This is a genomic window from Phormidium yuhuli AB48 (assembly GCF_023983615.1).
GTDB lineage: Bacteria > Cyanobacteriota > Cyanobacteriia > Cyanobacteriales > Geitlerinemataceae > Sodalinema > Sodalinema yuhuli.
In genome coordinates, this window is sequence record NZ_CP098611.1 from 3,206,778 (window position 1) to 3,223,004 (window position 16,227).

A 16,227-nucleotide genomic window follows, 5' to 3' on the forward strand; every position below is an offset into this window, starting at 1 on the left:
GAGTGAGTCTTGTGTTAGGCTGTCTCCAATGTGGCGTTTTAGGATGACAACCCATGCCCACGTCCCTGAACAAGATTCTGAATGAAATTGAATATCCTGATTGTGATGGATTACCCATGGCAGAAGGTGACGCGGCGCGGGATGATTTAATTTATGGAACGGAGAGCCTGAAACTGCATTTTCAGCATCGCTCAGATGTCTATGTTTCGGGCAACTTATTTGTTTACTATGAACGGGGTAATCCGAAAGCTGTTGTGGCTCCCGATGTCTTTGTGGTGTTTGGGGTTGAGGATAAACAACAGTTATCGTATAAAGTCTGGGAAGAGAATGATACACTGCCCAGTTTCATTTTGGAAATCACCTCAAAAAGGACCCGCAGTGAAGACCAAGGCACGAAAAAAGGACTGTATGCCTATTTGGGCGTTCAGGAGTATTTTCAGTATGACCCTACCTCAGATTATTTAAGTCCCTCACTTCAAGGATTGCGTTTGCTGGATGGTAATTATTTTCCGATTCCTCCCCAAGAGAATGAACCCAGCTTAATCCTGTTTTCGGAGGTGTTGGGGTTAGAGTTACGACGCTTGCAGGACGGCAGTTTTCGCTTTTATAATCCTGAGACGGGAGAACGGCTCGGGAGTTTGAGGGAAATCGAGACATCCAGACAAGTGGAACGGGAAAAATCAGAGAAAATGGCGGAGCGATTACGGCAATTGGGCGTGAACCCTGATGATTTGTAGTTTGAGTGATGATGAAGGTTATTTTTCGGGTTGATTCATCTGCACAAATTGGCAGCGGACATTTGATGCGCTGTCGAACTTTGGCGGAGGCGTTGTTGGAGTTTGGGGGGATGGAGGATTTTCAGGCTTGGTTGCAGCAGTTGTCTGTCTAGAGTTGTTCGAGAATGCCGGGAGGTTCAGTTGTGAGTCGAGAAACATCAATGACATTGAAACTCATGCCAATTTTGGAAAACGGCGATCGCCTCACTCGGACGGAGTTCGAGCGACGCTATCAGGTGTTGCCAGAGGTGAAGAAGGCGGAATTAGTCGAAGGAGTGGTTTATATGGCATCGCCAGTCAGAGCGAGACAACATGGCCGACCTCACGGCTTCATTATGGGCTGGTTAATGGTGTATGCAGCGGCTACCCCGAATAGTATGGTGTTAGATAACACAACAGTTCGTCTGGACCTAGACAATGAACCTCAACCCGATGCGCTCTTGCGCCTTGATGAGGGGGTGGGGGGACAGTCTCGGATTAGCGAGGACGACTATATTGAGGGGGCGCCGGAGTTGATTGTGGAGATTGCGGCGAGTACGGCATCCTACGACCTCCATGATAAGTTGCGGGCCTATCGTCGCAATGGAGTTCGGGAGTATCTGGTGTGGGTGGTTCTGGAGGAGGAGTTTCGTTGGTATGTGCTGGAGGAGGGGGACTATCGGCGGCTGGAACCGGATGGGGCGGGTTGTCTGAGGAGTCCGTTTTGGCCGGGGTTGGTGCTGGATGTGAAGGCGCTGTTGGCGGGGGAGATGGGGCCGGTGTTGATGAGGTTACAGGAGGAGATGGGTTCGCCGGAACATGAGCAGTTTGTGGAGAGGTTGGGGTCGGGTCAGTAGTCGTACTTAGGAGAGTCATGAATCAGCGTACTTTACAGCTCAATTTGCCTAATACTATTGAACAAAGCGATGAAGAATTACGGTTGTTGATAGCAGCAAAGTTGTATGAAAATAAAACATTGACATCAGGACAAGCCGCAGAGTTGGCAGGTTTAAGCAAAAGAGACTTCATTGAACGGATTGGTGACTATAACGTATCGTTTTTTAGTACATCGATTGAAGATTTAGAGTCGGATATCACGAATGCCTAATGTTGTTATTGCCGATGCGAGTTGTTTGATTGTACTCAGTAAGATTGGGGAGTTAGAGCTGTTGTATTTGCTTTATGGTCAAGTTTACATTACTCCTGAAATAGAACGGGAATTTGGGGAAAATTTGCCCAGTTGGATTAGTGTTGAGACGGTTCAAAATAAAGCTTATCAAAAAAGTATTGAAACAGTATTAGATGTTGGAGAAGCATCTGCAATTGCTTTGGCGATAGAAAAAAGAGATTCGTTAGTCATTTTAGATGATTTAAAAGCTAGAAAATTTGCCAAGCAACTTAAGTTAGTTTTAACCGGAACTTTGGGTGTAGTTAGTAAAGCAAAAGAGCGGGGATATTGCGATAAAATCAAACCAATTATCCAGAAAATTGAGAAAAGCAATTTTCGGATTTCTCCGCAGATCATGAGTGATTTGTTGTCAAGGTATGGAGAAGAGTGAGGGCAATGACAAGTTCCGAGCCTATCGTCGCAATGGGGTTCGGGAGTATCTGGTGTGGGTGGTTCTGGAGGAGGAGTTTCGTTGGAGTCTGTGAGGGGGACTATCGCCAGCAGGAGCCGGATGGGGCGGGTTGTCTGAGGAGTCCGTTTTTTCCGGGTATGAGTCTCAGTGGTCGAGTTTGGAAAACTCGTCGAATCCCTTTGCGCTGCTGGTAATGGCTCATCTGAAGACTCAGGCGACGCGAGGGAATGCAGAAGACCGCGAAGGCTGGAAATGGACGTTGGTGCAATTGCTCTATGAACGCGATTATACTGAGGAGGAGGTGATTCGCTTCTTTCGGGTGTTGGATTGGATGATGACTTTGCCGTCGGTGTTGCAGGAGAGTTTTGATAGTAAGCTACGTCAGTATCAGGAGGAACGAAATATGCCGATTCTGAGTAATATTGAACGTCGGGCCTTGGAGACGGGTCGTCAGGAAGGTCGTCAGGAAGGTCGTCAGGAAGGTCGTCAGGAAGGTCGTCAGGAGGGACTGCTGGAGGCGACTCGGGTCGCGATCGCCGAGGTGCTGAGGGCGCGGTTTGGTCCGGTTCCGACGGCTGGGTTGGAACGGGTGAATCAGATCCGGGATGAGTCTCAATTGCGACGGCTGCTGCAAGGGGCGGCGTCGTTGCAGTCTTGGGGGTCGTTTGAGGAACTGTTAGAGGAGTTGGGGTAGGTTCAGTCACTCGGTGACCCTCGGTGTCTTAATCTGAGTGGGTTCGTTGGTAGATTGGGGGGAGTCTGTGGCGATCGCCCTCATGAAAACAGTACGGGCGAAAGATGCTCACCGAGCGATCGCCGAGGTGGTGGGGGTCGCCCTCCCTAATTTCAGTGGGGAAGCTATCCTGGAAATGTTGTATATGAACCCAGTTGGCGCGGTTGATGGAGTTCAAGGAAAAAAATTATGAATTCGGTGATTGTTTTTGAGGTATTTCAGGAAGAAGATGGTGGATTTGTCGCTGAATGCCTAACTGAAAATATTTTCACTCAAGGCGATAGCTGGGAAGCGTTACGTGCGAATGTTAATGAGGCAGTTAAAGGATATTATTTTGATACATCAAGCTTTCCTCACGTTAAGCTTCATTTAGTTAGGGAAGAGATGTTGGTGATTCAATAGGTGAGTCTGGTTCATGAAAATTCCCAGGGATTTGAAGGGACAATAGTTCGTGGAGGTTCTTTGTCGGTATTGGGATTATCAAGTCGTTCATCAACAGGGAAGTCATATTTCTTATTTTGGAGACTGAATCTCCCAGTCATCAAAGACTGAGTATCCCTAATCACAATCCTTTGCGACTGGGGACTCTCAATAGTATTTTAAGGGCGATCGCGTCTCATAAGGGTGTGACTAAGACTGATATCGTTAACACATTTTAATGTTTTAATATTTTGGCGATCGCACTGATGAAACCGGAAACCCCTAGGGGCGATGTGCTGGAGGAGGGGGACGATCGCCGGCTGGAGCCGGATGGGGCGGGTTGTCTGAGGAGTCCGTTTTTTCCGGGGTTGGTGCTGGATGTGAAGGAACTGTTGGCGGGGGAGATGGGGCCGGTGTTGATGAGGTGACAGGAGGGGATGGGTTCGCCGGAACCTGAGCCGTTTGTGGAGAGGTTGGGGTCGGGTCAGTAGTGGTGCTTAGGAGGGGCATTCGTCGCTCAGTTACTTCAGACACTCGGTGTCTTTGGAGACACCGGGTGTCTTGAGTTGAGGGCGATCGCCGTCAGGAAAATTGTAGGGGCGAAAAATTTTTCGCCCTGTTTGTTCCGTGGTAAAGTTTGAGTGGGTTTATGGCGCCATGAGGATTTTCAGGCTGGGTTGGCCGGTTTGGCTTAGGTTCGATGGTGTTGGCTAGCCGCTGAGGATGTTGGCTGGAGTCGTCAGTTGCGACTCCAGCAGCACCCAGGAACCCCTCCCAAGAGGGGATTTTGGGGAGGGTTTGGGGTACAATAAGGGGTGATGTGACCGGTCATCAGGAGTCAGCGCGGTGAAGACCCCCAATGCCAATTTTGACCAACCCTGGAAAGAGGCGATTGAAGATTATCTCGAACAGTTCCTGGAGTTCTTTTTTCCCCAGGTTCAGGCTCTGGTGGATTGGAGTCGCGGCTATGAGTCCCTGGATAAGGAATTGCAACAAATCAGTCCCGGTGCTGAGAGTGGGGAACGAGAGGGGGATAAACTGTTCAAAGTTTGGCAAAAAAATGGTGAAGCGGCCTATCTGCTGATTCACGTTGAGATTCAGAGTCAACGGGATAATCTGTTTGAGGAACGGATGTATGTGTATCATTATCGCTCCTTCGATATCCATAAAAGGGTGATTAGTTTGGCAATTCTTGGGGATGACCAGCCGAATTGGCGACCGGCAGGGTATGGCTATGAGTTGGCGGGCTGTTCCCTGGAGTTTAAGTTTCCTCAGGTGAAACTTCTGGATTATGAGTCTCAGTGGTCGAGTTTGGAAAACTCGTCGAATCCCTTTGCGCTGCTGGTAATGGCTCATCTGAAGACTCAGGCGACGCGAGGCAATGCACAAGACCGCGAAGGCTGGAAATGGACGTTGGTGCAATTGCTCTATGAACGCGATTATACTGAGGAGGAGGTGATTCGCTTCTTTCGGGTGTTGGATTGGATGATGACTTTGCCGTCGGTGTTGCAGGAGAGTTTTGATAGTAAGCTACGTCAGTATCAGGAGGAACGAAATATGCCGATTCTGAGTAATATTGAACGTCGGGCCTTGGAGACGGGTCGTCAGGAGGGACTACAGGAAGGTCGTCAGGAAGGACTACAGGAAGGTCGTCAGGAAGGACTACAGGAAGGACTACAGGAAGGTCGTCAGGAGGGACTGCTGGAGGCGACTCGGGTCGCGATCGCCGAGGTGCTGAGGGCGCGGTTTGGTCCGGTTCCCACGACGGGGTTGGAACGGGTGAATCAGATCCGGGATGAGTCCCAATTGCGACGGCTGCTGCAAGGGGCGGCGTTGGTGGAGTCTTGGGGGTCGTTTGAGGAACTGTTAGAGGAGTTGGGGTAGGTTCAGTCACTCCAGACCCTCGGTGTCTTAATCTGAGTGGGTTGGTTGATAGAGTGGGGGGAGTCTGTGGCGATCGCCCTCATGAAAACGGTACGGGCGAAAGATGGTCGGTGAGCGATCGCCGAGGTGGTGGGGGTCGCCCTCCCTAATTTCAGTGGGGAAGCTATCCTGGAAATGTTGTATATGAACCCAGTTGGCGCGGTTGATGGAGTTCAAGGAAAAAAATTATGAATTCGGTGATTGTTTTTGAGGTATTTCAGGAAGAAGATGGTGGATTTGTCGCTGAATGCCTAACTGAAAATATTTTCACTCAAGGCGATAGCTGGGAAGCGTTACGTGCGAATGTTAATGAGGCAGTTAAAGGATATTATTTTGATACATCAAGCTTTCCTCACGTTAAGCTTCATTTAGTTAGGGAAGAGATGTTGGTGATTCAATAGGTGAGTCTGGTTCATGAAAATTCCCAGGGATTTGAAGGGACAATAGTTCGTGGAGGTTCTTTGTCGGTATTGGGATTATCAAGTCGTTCATCAACAGGGAAGTCATATTTCTTATTTTGGAGACTGAATCTCCCAGTCATCAAAGACTGAGTATCCCTAATCACAATCCTTTGCGACTGGGGACTCTCAATAGTATTTTAAGGGCGATCGCGTCTCATAAGGGTGTGACTAAGACTGATATCGTTAACACATTTTAATGTTTTAATATTTTGGCGATCGCACTGATGAAACCGGAAACCCCTAGGGGCGATGTGCTGGAGGAGGGGGACGATCGCCGGCTGGAGCCGGATGGGGCGGGTTGTCTGAGGAGTCCGTTTTTTCCGGGGTTGGTTCGCTCAGTTACTTCAGACACTCGGTGTCTTTGGAGACACCGGGTGTCTTGAGTTGAGGGCGATCGCCGTCAGGAAAATTGTAGGGGCGAAAAATTTTTCGCCCTGTTTGTTCCGTGGTAAAGTTTGAGTGGGTTTATGGCGCCATGAGGATTTTCAGGCTGGGTTGGCCGGTTTGGCTTAGGTTCGATGGTGTTGGCTAGCCGCTGAGGATGTTGGCTGGAGTCGTCAGTTGCGACTCCAGCAGCACCCAGGAACCCCTCCCAAGAGGGGATTTTGGGGAGGGTTTGGGGTACAATAAGGGGTGATGTGACCGGTCATCAGGAGTCAGCGCGGTGAAGACCCCCAATGCCAATTTTGACCAACCCTGGAAAGAGGCGATTGAAGATTATCTCGAACAGTTCCTGGAGTTCTTTTTTCCCCAGGTTCAGGCTCTGGTGGATTGGAGTCGCGGCTATGAGTCCCTGGATAAGGAATTGCAACAAATCAGTCCCGGTGCTGAGAGTGGGGAACGAGAGGGGGATAAACTGTTCAAAGTTTGGCAAAAAAATGGTGAAGCGGCCTATCTGCTGATTCACGTTGAGATTCAGAGTCAACGGGATAATCTGTTTGAGGAACGGATGTATGTGTATCATTATCGCTCCTTCGATATCCATAAAAGGGTGATTAGTTTGGCAATTCTTGGGGATGACCAGCCGAATTGGCGACCGGCAGGGTATGGCTATGAGTTGGCGGGCTGTTCCCTGGAGTTTAAGTTTCCTCAGGTGAAACTTCTGGATTATGAGTCTCAGTGGTCGAGTTTGGAAAACTCGTCGAATCCCTTTGCGCTGCTGGTAATGGCTCATCTGAAGACTCAGGCGACGCGAGGCAATGCACAAGACCGCGAAGGCTGGAAATGGACGTTGGTGCAATTGCTCTATGAACGCGATTATACTGAGGAGGAGGTGATTCGCTTCTTTCGGGTGTTGGATTGGATGATGACTTTGCCGTCGGTGTTGCAGGAGAGTTTTGATAGTAAGCTACGTCAGTATCAGGAGGAACGAAATATGCCGATTCTGAGTAATATTGAACGTCGGGCCTTGGAGACGGGTCGTCAGGAGGGACTACAGGAAGGTCGTCAGGAAGGACTACAGGAAGGTCGTCAGGAAGGACTACAGGAAGGACTACAGGAAGGTCGTCAGGAGGGACTGCTGGAGGCGACTCGGGTCGCGATCGCCGAGGTGCTGAGGGCGCGGTTTGGTCCGGTTCCCACGACGGGGTTGGAACGGGTGAATCAGATCCGGGATGAGTCCCAATTGCGACGGCTGCTGCAAGGGGCGGCGTTGGTGGAGTCTTGGGGGTCGTTTGAGGACCTGTTAGAGGAGTTGGGGTAGGTTCACTCACTCGGTGACCCTCGGTGTCTTAATCTGAGTGGGTTGGTTGATAGATTGGGGGGAGTCTGTGGCGATCGCCCTCATGAAAACGGTACGGGCGAAAGATGGTCGGTGAGCGATCGCCGAGGTGATGCCGTTCGCCCTTTTTGACCGAACCTCCCACCGAACCTCCTGGTCATCCTGGTGTTATGGCTGAGCCATGACACCGATGTGGGGCGGCTCTGCCGCCTGATATGAAAAGGCAGTTGGGAGTTAGCATTAACTCGACAGTAAGCGATCGCCCAGCTCTGTCTAGCTCAGGAATGCTGAATCAAAACTCATCAACTGGGTATCATGGACCAAAGCCGTGGCAATGATAATTCGATCCGCAGGGTCGCGATGATGCTCCGGTAGCTGAGAGGCTTTTAAATCGAGTAACAACATGGACGAGGGTGGGGCAGGGGTATCTAAGACAATTGCCAATCCGAGTCAAGAGTGCCCGGTGTCGTTAGATCGTCCATGAGGCGAGCCGTACCGGCCAATTTTGGAGAGGGTTTTCGCCGGGGGGTCGGGGCGATTGATTCTTCAGAGGGGATAGGTAAGACAATCACTTCGTAATGCTGTTCACCACTGAATGATGGGGGTAAGTTGATGGCTAATTGTCGATTGACGGGTTGGGTGATGATTCGTAGGGCTTCCATAGCAATGAGGTTTAACCTGGGTGAGTTGGAACCCCTTGGGGGGTCAGGGATGTTGATGCTAACAGTCATTAGGGTAGAACAGCATTAGTCTAACATGGGCAGTTAAAGACTCAACTGCTCTATGAACGCGATTATCCTGAGGAGGAGGTGATTCGCTTCTTTCGGGTGTTGGATTGGATGATGACTTTGCCGTCGGTGTTGCAGGAGAGTTTTGATAGCAAGCTACGTCAGTATCAGGAGGAACGAAATATGCCGATTCTGAGTAATATTGAACGTCGGGCCTTGGAGACGGGTCGTCAGGAAGGTCGTCAGGAAGGTCGTCAGGAAGGACTACAGGAAGGACTACAGGAAGGTCGTCAGGAGGGACTGGTGGAGGCGACTCGGGTCGCGATCGCCGAGGTGCTGAGGGCGCGGTTTGGTCCGGTTCCGACGGCTGGGTTGGAACGGGTGAATCAGATCCGGGATGAGTCCCAATTGCGACGGCTGCTGCAAGGGGCGGCGTCGTTGGAGTCTTGGGGGTCGTTTGAGGAACTGTTAGAGGAGTTGGGGTAGGTTCAGTCACTCGGTGACCCTCGGTGTCTTAACCTGAGACAGTGACCTGATAGAGTGGGGGAAGTCTGTTGCGATCGCCCTCATGAAAACGGATAAGCTTTTTTACCGCATCTTTCTGTTGGAACCGAACTTGGTGGCGGAGTTAATCCCGGGCCTACCCCCGGACTGCCGCTTTGACTATTTTGCCCCAGTCCTGAAGGAGCGGGAACGCCGCTTGGATGGTCTGTTGATGCCCCTGGGGGATGACCCAAGTTTACCATTGGTGTTTCTAGAGGCCCAGATGCAAAGAGACCCTGGGTTTTATCGCCGTTTTTTTGCCCAGGTGTTTCTCTATCTGGAACAGTATGAAGTGACGCGACCTTGGCGGGGTCTGTTGTTGTTCCCTCGCCGCACCTTGAATTTTGGGGAAGAAGACCCCTATCGAGGGGTGTTGGCGACGCAGGTGGAGCGGTTTTATCTGGAGGATTTGATTCCGTTAGAGGAGTTGACGCCGAATTTGGCTCTGTTGCGATTGTTGGTGTTATCGGAGGAGGAGGCCCCGGAGAAGGCTCGTCAGCTATTGGCGCAAGGGGGGACGGAGCGGGAGTTTGAACGGCGGCTGGATTTAGTCGAGAGTATAATGGTCAGTAAGTTCCCTAATTTGAGTTTGGAGGCGATACGGGAGATGTTAGATATTACTCAGGTCCGTGTTCAGGATACGCAGTTTTATAAGGATGTGTTGCAGAAGACCCAGGGGCAGGTGGAGTCTGACCTAGTGCTGCGTCAGTTGACTCGGCGCTGTGGGGAGCTGTCTGAGGACCAGCGGCAACGGGTTAAGGACTTGTCGGCCCCTCAGCGGGAGGCTCTGGCGGAGGCGTTGTTGGAGTTTGGGGGGATGGGAGATTTTGAGGCTTGGTTGGCGGGTTTGGCTTGAGGTCAGTCACTCCAGACCCTCGGTGTCTTAATCTGAGTGGGTTAGCTGATAGAGTGAGGGGAGTCTGTTGCGATCGCCCTCATGAAAACGGATAAGCTTTTTTACCGCATCTTTCTGTTGGAACCGAACTTGGTGGCGGAGTTAATCCCGGGCCTCCCCCCGGACTGCCGCTTTGACTATTTTGCCCCAGTCCTGAAGGAACGAGAACGCCGCTTGGATGGTCTGTTGATGCCCCTGGGGGATGACCCAAGTTTACCATTGGTGTTTCTAGAGGCCCAGATGCAAAGAGACCCTGGGTTTTATCGCCGTTTTTTTGCCCAGGTGTTTCTCTATCTGGAACAGTATGAAGTGACGCGACCTTGGCGGGGTCTGTTGTTGTTCCCTCGCCGCACCTTGAATTTTGGGGAAGAAGACCCCTATCGAGGGGTGTTGGCGACGCAGGTGGAGCGGTTTTATCTGGAGGATTTGATTCCGTTAGAGGAGTTGACGCCGAATTTGGCTCTGTTGCGATTGTTGGTGTTATCGGAGGAGGAGGCCCCGGAGAAGGCTCGTCAGCTATTGGCGCAAGGGGGGACGGAGCGGGAGTTTGAACGGCGGCTGGATTTAGTCGAGAGTATAATGGTCAGTAAGTTCCCTAATTTGAGTTTGGAGGCGATACGGGAGATGTTAGATATTACTCAGGTCCGTGTTCAGGATACGCAGTTTTATAAGGATGTGTTGCAGAAGACCCAGGGGCAGGTGGAGTCTGACCTAGTGCTGCGTCAGTTGACTCGGCGCTGTGGGGAGCTGTCAGAGGACCAGCGGCAACGGGTTAAGGACTTGTCGGCCCCTCAGCGGGAGGCTCTGGTGGAGGCGTTGTTGGAGTTTGGGGGGATGGGAGATTTTGAGGCTTGGTTGGCGGGTTTGGCTTGAGGTCAGTCACTCCAGACACTCGGTGTCTTAATCTGAGTGGGTTAGCTGATAGAGTGAGGGGAGTCTGTTGCGATCGCCCTCATGAAAACGGTACGGGCGAAAGATGGTCGGTGAGCGATCGCCGAGGTGATGCCGTTCGCCCTTTTTGACCGAACCTCCCACCGAACCTCCTGGTCATCCTGGTGTTATGGCTGAGCCATGACACCGATGTGGGGCGGCTCTGCCGCCTGATCTGAGGAGGAGGCGACCCGGAAGGCTCGTCGCTGGCTCAAAGCGGCACGGAGCGAGAGTTTGAGCGGTGGCTGGATTGAGTATGTAGGGGCGAACCCTTGTGGTCGCCCATGGTCGGTAAATTCCCTAAGTTGAGTGTCGTTCGAGAATGCCGGGAGGTTCAGTTGTGAGTCGAGAAACATCAATGACATTGAAACTCATGCCAATTTTGGAAAGTGGCGATCGCCTCACTCGGACGGAGTTCGAGCGACGCTATCAGGTGTTGCCAGAGGTGAAGAAGGCGGAATTAGTCGAAGGAGTAGTTTATATGGCATCGCCAGTCAGAGCGAGACAACATGGCCGACCTCACGGCTTCATTATGGGCTGGTTAATGGTGTATGCAGCGGCCACCCCGAATAGTATGGTGTTAGATAACACAACAGTTCGTCTGGACCTAGACAATGAACCTCAACCCGATGCGCTCTTGCGCCTTGATGAGGAGGTGGGGGGACAGTCGCGGATTTGTAGGGGCGAAAAATTTTTCGCCCCTACTATATTGAGGGGGCGCCGGAGTTGATTGTGGAGATTGCGGCGAGTACGGCATCCTACGACCTCCATGATAAGTTGCGGGCCTATCGTCGCAACGGAGTTCGGGAGTATCTGGTGTGGGTGGTTCTGGAGGAGGAGTTTCGTTGGTATGTGCTGGAGGAGGGGGACTATCGCAGGCTGGAGCCGGATGGGGCGGGTTGTCTGAGGAGTCCGTTTTTTCCGGGGTTGCTGTTGGATGTGAAGGCGCTGTTGGCGGGGGAGATGGGGCCGGTGTTGATGAGGTTACAGGAGGGGATGGGTTCGCCGGAACATGAGCAGTTTGTGGAGAGGTTGGGGTCGGGTCAGTAGTCGTACTTAGGAGAGTCATTCGTCGCTCAGTTACTTCAGACACTCGGTGTCTTGACTTGGACAGTGACCTGATAGAGTGAGGGGAGTCTGTTGCGATCGCCCTCATGAAAACGGTAGGGGCGAAAAATTTTTCGCCCCTACCGCATCTTTCTGTTGGAACCGAACTTGGTGGCGGAGTTAATCCCGGGCCTACCCCAGGACTGCCGCTTTGACTATTTTGCCCCAGTCCTGAAGGAACGAGAACGCCGCTTGGATGGTCTGTTGATGCCCCTGGGGGATGACCCGAGTTTGCCATTGGTGTTTCTAGAGGCCCAGATGCAAAGAGACCCTGGGTTTTATCGCCGTTTTTTTGCCCAGGTGTTTCTCTATCTGGAACAGTATGAAGTGACGCGACCTTGGCGGGGTCTGTTGTTGTTCCCTCGCCGCACCTTGAATTTTGGGGAAGAAGACCCCTATCGAGGGGTGTTGGCGACGCAGGTGGAGCGGTTTTATCTGGAGGATTTGATTCCGTTAGAGGAGTTGACGCCGAATTTGGCTCTGTTGCGATTGTTGGTGCTGTCGGAGGAGGAGGCCCCGGAGAAGGCTCGTCAGCTATTGGCGCAAGAAGCGACGGAGCGGGAGTTTGAGCGGCGGCTGGATTTTGGTATGTAGGGGCGAACCCTTGTGGTCGCCCATGGTCGGTAAATTCCCTAATTTGAGTTTGGAGGCGATACGGGAGATGTTAGATATTACTCAGGTGCGTGTTCAGGATACGCAGTTTTATAAGGATGTGTTGCAGAAGACCCAGGGGCAGGTGGAGTCTGACCTAGTGCTGCGTCAGTTGACTCGGCGCTGTGGGGAGCTGTCTGAGGAGCAGCAGCAACGGGTTAAGGACTTGTCGGCCCCTCAGCGACAGGCCCTGGCGGAGGCGTTGTTGGAGTTTGGGGGGATGGAGGATTTTCAGGCTTGGTTGACGGGTGTGGTTTAGTCACTCCAGACACCGGGTGTCTTTGGAGACACTCGGTGTCTTGACCTGAGTGCGATCGCCCTCATGAAAACAGTACGGGCGAAAGATGGTCGGTGAGCGATCGCCGAGGTGATGCCGTTCGCCCTTTTTGACCGAACCTCCCACCGAACCTCCTGGTCATCCTGGTGTTATGGCTGAGCCATGACACCGATGTGGGGCGGCTCTGCTGCCTGATCTGAGAAGGAGCAATGATAATTCGAGCCGCAGGGTCGCGATGATGCTCCGGTGGCTGAGTTTAAGGCGATCGCTCCATGGGGAAGACCCGAATCTCTCCTTCCAGTGCGGCACAGACTCATTCGTGGAGAGGAAGAGACCGTTCGACTCGCAGGCGTTGGGTTGAGTCGCTCAGTCACTCCAGACAGGGGGATGGCGTGGGAAACTTTTGTCGGGGGATGGCGTCGGGAAAACTGATGCTGATAGAGTAGGGGGGGGCTTGTTGGGCTTTTAGACTCCCGGCTCTGTTGCTATATTGTTTTATATTGTTTCCCTTGCTGGGTCTGAGTTTGAATGATGTTTGATGGTAAGGCGATTTTAATTACAGGTGGGACTGGGTCTTTTGGGAAGCATTGTGTGAAAACCTTGCTGGAACGCTATTCTCCCAGTAAGGTGATTGTCTATTCTCGGGATGAGTTGAAACAGTTTGAAATGGGGCAGGTGTTTGATGCCCCGGCGATGCGTTACTTTTTAGGGGATGTTCGAGATGTGGAACGCCTTAAATTGGCGATGCGAGATGTGGATTATGTGATTCATGCGGCGGCGCTGAAGCAAATTCCGGCGGCGGAGTATAATCCTATGGAATGTATTAAGACCAATATTTACGGGGCTAATAATGTTATTGATGCGGCGCTGTCTCAGGGGGTAAAAAAGGTGGTGGCTCTATCGACGGATAAAGCCGTTAATCCGGTGAATCTTTATGGAGCAACAAAGTTGGCGTCCGATAAGTTATTTGTGGCGGCAAATAATATCACAGGGACGTTAAAGACTCGTTTTTCTGTAGTTCGCTATGGCAATGTTTTGGGGTCGCGAGGGTCGGTGGTTCCCTTTTTTAAACAGTTGATTGCCGAGGGAGCGACGGAGTTGCCGATTACTGACCCCCGGATGACTCGCTTTTGGATTACCCTCCAGGAGGGAATTGATTTGGTGCTGAAAAGCTTTGAACGAATGCAGGGGGGAGAAACTTTTGTTCCTAAGATTCCTTCGATGAAGATGACGGAGATGGCTAAGGCTCTAGCGCCTCAGTTGCCTCATAAAATTGTGGGGATTCGACCGGGGGAAAAATTGCATGAGGTGATGTGTCCCGGGGAGTCGTCTCATTTAACTGTTGAGTTTCCAGACCATTATGTGATTATGCCGACGATTGAGTATTCCTATAAGGCCGATTATCGGCGCAATGCTTTGAGTGAAACCGGTAGTCCGGTGGCTGATGGGTTTGTGTATAGTTCGGATACTAATACCGATTGGTTGACGGCTGAGGCGTTATTGGAACGGTTGGGCTGATGGCAGAGTATATTCCCTATGGTCGTCAGGACATTTCCCCTGAGGATGTTGAGGCGGTGGTGCAGGTGTTGCGCTCGGACTGGATTACTCAGGGACCGGCAATTGCTCGCTTTGAGGAGGCGGTGGCTGAGTATTGTGGGGTGCGCTATGCCGTGGCGGTGACCAGTGCGACGGCGGCCTTGCATTTGTCCTGTTTGGCGGCGGGGTTGGGACCCGGGGATAGGCTCTGGACTTCGCCGAATACGTTTGTGGCTTCGGCGAATTGTGGCTTGTATTGTGGGGCTGATGTGGATTTTGTGGATATTGACCCCCAGAGCTATAACTTGAGTGTGGCGGCGCTGGAGGAGAAGTTGCTGGAGGCTCAGCGGCGGGGACGGTTGCCGAAGCTGCTGGTTCCGGTGCATTTGGCGGGACAGTCTTGTGAGATGGAGCAGATTGGGGTCCTGGCTCGTCGCTATGGGGTGACGGTGCTGGAGGATGCGTCTCATGGGATTGGCGCTCGTTATCAGGGAAAGCCGGTGGGATGCTGTGAGTATTCGGATATGGCGGTGTTTAGCTTCCATCCGGTGAAGATTATTACCACGGGGGAAGGGGGGATGGTGGTGACGAATCGGCAGGATTTGTATGAACGGCTGATTCGGTTGCGGACTCATGGGATTACTCGGCGTGAGGATTGGCTGACGGAGGCGAGTCATGGCCCCTGGTACTATCAGCAGTTGGAGTTGGGGTTTAATTATCGGATGACGGATATTCAGGCGGCGTTGGGGGCGAGTCAGATGGGGCGGTTGGATGAGTTTGTGGCCCGTCGTCGGGGTTTGGCGCGTCGCTATGATAGGGTATTGCAAGGGTTGCCGATAACATTGCCGGTGCAGGGGGCTGAGATGGAGTCGAGTTGGCATTTGTATGTGATTCGCTTGCAGCTAGAGAAGCTGGGGAAGACCCATCGACAGGTGTTTGAAGGGTTGCGGAGTGCTGGGATTGGGGTGAATTTGCACTATATCCCGGTTCATACTCAGCCGTTTTATCAGGAACGGGGCTTTGCTTGGGGGGATTTCCCGGAGGCGGAGCGGTATTATGGGGAGGCGATTAGTTTGCCGCTGTATTTTGGGTTGACGGAGTCGGCTCAGGATAGGGTGGTGGCTGTGCTGGGGGAGGTTTTGGGATGATGGGTCAATGGGGTCTGTTGATGAAGTCTATTTGGTGTCATGACCGGTATGATGGGGGAAATAATTTTAGTTGTAAATTATCGCGGTTAGAATGAGAGCTTATAGGCGAAAAGATGTGAATTCATCCTAAAGGAATATTACTTCAGATTTAAGTTTTAGAAACTGACATGTGGTAAAGATGCAAAAAGAAGTTTTTCTTGAATCAGAGGGTGATCGTTGGTTATCGCGAAATAAAGAACGCTGTACGCAACGTTCTCTGCCCCAAGATGATCCTATTTTGTTGCAAATCATAGATTTATCTCTTCCAGCGAGTTCAAAGGTTCTAGAACTTGGTTGTGGCGCAGGAAAACGTTTAGCTTGGATGCAAGAGAATTTGGAATTTTGCTGTAGTGGTATAGATCCCTCTGCTGAAGCAATAAAGATAGCTGAAAAAAGCTCTATTCAAGCAATCCAGGGAACGGCTGATGATTTACCATTTAAAACAGCAGAATTTGATGTTGTTATTTTTGGCTTTTGTTTATACCTATGTGATCGCAGTGACTTGTTTAAAATTGCTTCTGAAGCTGATCGAGTTTTGAAAGATCCAGGTTGGCTAGTTATCAAAGATTTTTATGCTACTACACCATCTAAGCGACCCTACCATCATCGGTCTGGTATCTTTACCTACAAGATGGACTACCGAACACTGTTTTCTTGGCATCCTAGCTATACCTGCTTGACTCATCAGGTGCGCCATCATGTTGACCAAACCTATACGGACGATAGTCAAGAATGGGTAGCACTGTCCGTTATGAGAAAAAATTCTATGGGGAGTAGTTAG

At 51.4% G+C, this 16,227-nt stretch carries 21 protein-coding genes and 2 pseudogenes; 20 read left to right on the forward strand and 3 right to left on the reverse strand.

The features are described 5' to 3' along the window. Positions 1–53 precede the first annotated feature (53 nt). The 11 genes from NEA10_RS13670 to NEA10_RS13725 all read left to right on the forward strand — a co-directional run bounded on the left by NEA10_RS13670 (position 54) and on the right by NEA10_RS13725 (position 5,812). Positions 54–737 (forward strand): Uma2 family endonuclease, encoded by a 684-nt coding sequence (locus tag NEA10_RS13670; RefSeq protein ID WP_252661243.1) that lies wholly within the window; start codon positions 54–56, stop codon positions 735–737. Between the two features lie 8 nt (positions 738–745). Next, the gene (locus tag NEA10_RS13675) at positions 746–889 is read left to right on the forward strand and encodes a hypothetical protein (RefSeq protein WP_252661245.1); all 144 of its coding nucleotides are present in this window, start codon (positions 746–748) and stop codon (positions 887–889) included. A gap of 48 nt (positions 890–937) precedes the next feature. Next, entirely contained in the window at positions 938–1,612 is a 675-nt protein-coding gene (locus NEA10_RS13680) for a Uma2 family endonuclease (protein WP_252661247.1), read from the forward strand. A gap of 17 nt (positions 1,613–1,629) precedes the next feature. Further along, the gene (locus NEA10_RS13685) at positions 1,630–1,863 is read left to right on the forward strand and encodes a UPF0175 family protein (RefSeq protein ID WP_252661248.1); all 234 of its coding nucleotides are present in this window, start codon (positions 1,630–1,632) and stop codon (positions 1,861–1,863) included. Beyond that, positions 1,856–2,314, forward strand: coding sequence for a PIN domain-containing protein (locus NEA10_RS13690; protein WP_252661250.1), 459 nt, complete (start codon positions 1,856–1,858; stop codon positions 2,312–2,314). The genes NEA10_RS13685 and NEA10_RS13690 overlap by 8 nt, the downstream gene beginning before the upstream one ends. A 130-nt stretch (positions 2,315–2,444) precedes the next feature. Continuing rightward, complete coding sequence (locus NEA10_RS21010; protein ID WP_309494198.1) at positions 2,445–3,029, forward strand: hypothetical protein; 585 nt, start codon at positions 2,445–2,447, stop codon at positions 3,027–3,029. Between the two features lie 37 nt (positions 3,030–3,066). Further along, positions 3,067–3,261, forward strand: a complete 195-nt coding sequence (locus NEA10_RS13705) for a hypothetical protein (protein ID WP_252661252.1) — start codon at positions 3,067–3,069, stop codon at positions 3,259–3,261. Next, a complete protein-coding gene (locus NEA10_RS13710; protein ID WP_252661254.1) occupies positions 3,258–3,470 on the forward strand; it encodes a type II toxin-antitoxin system HicB family antitoxin in 213 nt (70 codons plus the stop codon). The genes NEA10_RS13705 and NEA10_RS13710 overlap by 4 nt, the downstream gene beginning before the upstream one ends. Positions 3,471–3,739: 269 nt before the next feature. Continuing rightward, positions 3,740–3,916 (forward strand): hypothetical protein, encoded by a 177-nt coding sequence (locus NEA10_RS13715; protein ID WP_252661256.1) that lies wholly within the window; start codon positions 3,740–3,742, stop codon positions 3,914–3,916. 418 nt (positions 3,917–4,334) lie between these two features. Then, positions 4,335–5,372 (forward strand): RpnC/YadD family protein, encoded by a 1,038-nt coding sequence (locus tag NEA10_RS13720; protein WP_252661258.1) that lies wholly within the window; start codon positions 4,335–4,337, stop codon positions 5,370–5,372. A gap of 227 nt (positions 5,373–5,599) precedes the next feature. Further along, positions 5,600–5,812: a type II toxin-antitoxin system HicB family antitoxin gene (locus NEA10_RS13725; protein WP_252661254.1), complete on the forward strand. Its 213-nt coding sequence runs from the start codon at positions 5,600–5,602 to the stop codon at positions 5,810–5,812. 253 nt (positions 5,813–6,065) lie between these two features. Here NEA10_RS13725 and NEA10_RS13730 read toward each other — a convergent pair whose 3' ends face one another. Continuing rightward, the gene (locus tag NEA10_RS13730) at positions 6,066–6,224 is read right to left on the reverse strand and encodes a hypothetical protein (RefSeq protein ID WP_252661260.1); all 159 of its coding nucleotides are present in this window, start codon (positions 6,222–6,224) and stop codon (positions 6,066–6,068) included. Between the two features lie 312 nt (positions 6,225–6,536). Here NEA10_RS13730 and NEA10_RS13735 point away from each other — a divergent pair, with 312 nt between their 5' ends. Next, positions 6,537–7,574, forward strand: a complete 1,038-nt coding sequence (locus tag NEA10_RS13735) for an RpnC/YadD family protein (protein WP_252661262.1) — start codon at positions 6,537–6,539, stop codon at positions 7,572–7,574. A gap of 291 nt (positions 7,575–7,865) precedes the next feature. Here the strand turns inward: NEA10_RS13735 and NEA10_RS21120 are convergent, their stop codons facing one another. Together NEA10_RS21120 and NEA10_RS13740 are read right to left on the reverse strand one after the other, a co-directional pair. Then, positions 7,866–7,997 carry a PIN domain-containing protein gene (locus NEA10_RS21120; RefSeq protein WP_374111768.1) on the reverse strand — a complete coding sequence of 44 codons (132 nt, stop codon included), beginning with the start codon at positions 7,995–7,997 and terminating at the stop codon, positions 7,866–7,868. Between the two features lie 23 nt (positions 7,998–8,020). Then, entirely contained in the window at positions 8,021–8,254 is a 234-nt protein-coding gene (locus NEA10_RS13740) for a hypothetical protein (RefSeq protein ID WP_252661265.1), read from the reverse strand. Between the two features lie 147 nt (positions 8,255–8,401). Here NEA10_RS13740 and NEA10_RS13745 point away from each other — a divergent pair, with 147 nt between their 5' ends. The 8 genes and pseudogenes from NEA10_RS13745 to NEA10_RS13780 all read left to right on the forward strand — a co-directional run bounded on the left by NEA10_RS13745 (position 8,402) and on the right by NEA10_RS13780 (position 16,227). Beyond that, positions 8,402–8,806 (forward strand): RpnC/YadD family protein, encoded by a 405-nt coding sequence (locus NEA10_RS13745; RefSeq protein WP_252665422.1) that lies wholly within the window; start codon positions 8,402–8,404, stop codon positions 8,804–8,806. A gap of 82 nt (positions 8,807–8,888) precedes the next feature. Further along, a complete protein-coding gene (locus tag NEA10_RS13750; RefSeq protein ID WP_252661266.1) occupies positions 8,889–9,719 on the forward strand; it encodes a DUF2887 domain-containing protein in 831 nt (276 codons plus the stop codon). Positions 9,720–9,800: 81 nt separating this feature from the next. Further along, positions 9,801–10,631, forward strand: coding sequence for a DUF2887 domain-containing protein (locus NEA10_RS13755; RefSeq protein WP_252661268.1), 831 nt, complete (start codon positions 9,801–9,803; stop codon positions 10,629–10,631). Between the two features lie 415 nt (positions 10,632–11,046). Beyond that, a pseudogene (locus tag NEA10_RS13760) lies at positions 11,047–11,738 on the forward strand (Uma2 family endonuclease). A 126-nt stretch (positions 11,739–11,864) separates the two neighbouring features. Then, positions 11,865–12,705, forward strand: a pseudogene (locus NEA10_RS13765) (DUF2887 domain-containing protein). A gap of 546 nt (positions 12,706–13,251) precedes the next feature. Beyond that, on the forward strand, positions 13,252–14,241 hold the full coding sequence (gene pseB, locus NEA10_RS13770; RefSeq protein WP_252661284.1) for a UDP-N-acetylglucosamine 4,6-dehydratase (inverting): 990 nt from the start codon (positions 13,252–13,254) through the stop codon (positions 14,239–14,241). Then, positions 14,241–15,407, forward strand: coding sequence for a UDP-4-amino-4,6-dideoxy-N-acetyl-beta-L-altrosamine transaminase (gene pseC / locus NEA10_RS13775; RefSeq protein WP_252661293.1), 1,167 nt, complete (start codon positions 14,241–14,243; stop codon positions 15,405–15,407). Before pseB ends, pseC begins: the two co-directional genes overlap by 1 nt. A gap of 178 nt (positions 15,408–15,585) precedes the next feature. After that, positions 15,586–16,227, forward strand: a complete 642-nt coding sequence (locus NEA10_RS13780; protein ID WP_252661295.1) for a class I SAM-dependent methyltransferase — start codon at positions 15,586–15,588, stop codon at positions 16,225–16,227.

Coding starts and splice junctions, on each gene's coding strand:
- NEA10_RS21120 (WP_374111768.1), bottom strand. CDS start 7,997: ATGTTGTTACTCGATTTAAAAGCCTCTCAGCTACCGGAGCATCATCGC.
- NEA10_RS13675 (WP_252661245.1), top strand. CDS start 746: ATGATGAAGGTTATTTTTCGGGTTGATTCATCTGCACAAATTGGCAGC.
- NEA10_RS13680 (WP_252661247.1), top strand. CDS start 938: ATGACATTGAAACTCATGCCAATTTTGGAAAACGGCGATCGCCTCACT.
- NEA10_RS13750 (WP_252661266.1), top strand. CDS start 8,889: ATGAAAACGGATAAGCTTTTTTACCGCATCTTTCTGTTGGAACCGAAC.
- pseC (WP_252661293.1), top strand. CDS start 14,241: ATGGCAGAGTATATTCCCTATGGTCGTCAGGACATTTCCCCTGAGGAT.
- NEA10_RS13690 (WP_252661250.1), top strand. CDS start 1,856: ATGCCTAATGTTGTTATTGCCGATGCGAGTTGTTTGATTGTACTCAGT.
- NEA10_RS13740 (WP_252661265.1), bottom strand. CDS start 8,254: ATGGAAGCCCTACGAATCATCACCCAACCCGTCAATCGACAATTAGCC.
- NEA10_RS13755 (WP_252661268.1), top strand. CDS start 9,801: ATGAAAACGGATAAGCTTTTTTACCGCATCTTTCTGTTGGAACCGAAC.
- NEA10_RS13780 (WP_252661295.1), top strand. CDS start 15,586: ATGCAAAAAGAAGTTTTTCTTGAATCAGAGGGTGATCGTTGGTTATCG.
- NEA10_RS13710 (WP_252661254.1), top strand. CDS start 3,258: ATGAATTCGGTGATTGTTTTTGAGGTATTTCAGGAAGAAGATGGTGGA.
- NEA10_RS13685 (WP_252661248.1), top strand. CDS start 1,630: ATGAATCAGCGTACTTTACAGCTCAATTTGCCTAATACTATTGAACAA.
- pseB (WP_252661284.1), top strand. CDS start 13,252: ATGATGTTTGATGGTAAGGCGATTTTAATTACAGGTGGGACTGGGTCT.
- NEA10_RS13725 (WP_252661254.1), top strand. CDS start 5,600: ATGAATTCGGTGATTGTTTTTGAGGTATTTCAGGAAGAAGATGGTGGA.
- NEA10_RS13670 (WP_252661243.1), top strand. CDS start 54: ATGCCCACGTCCCTGAACAAGATTCTGAATGAAATTGAATATCCTGAT.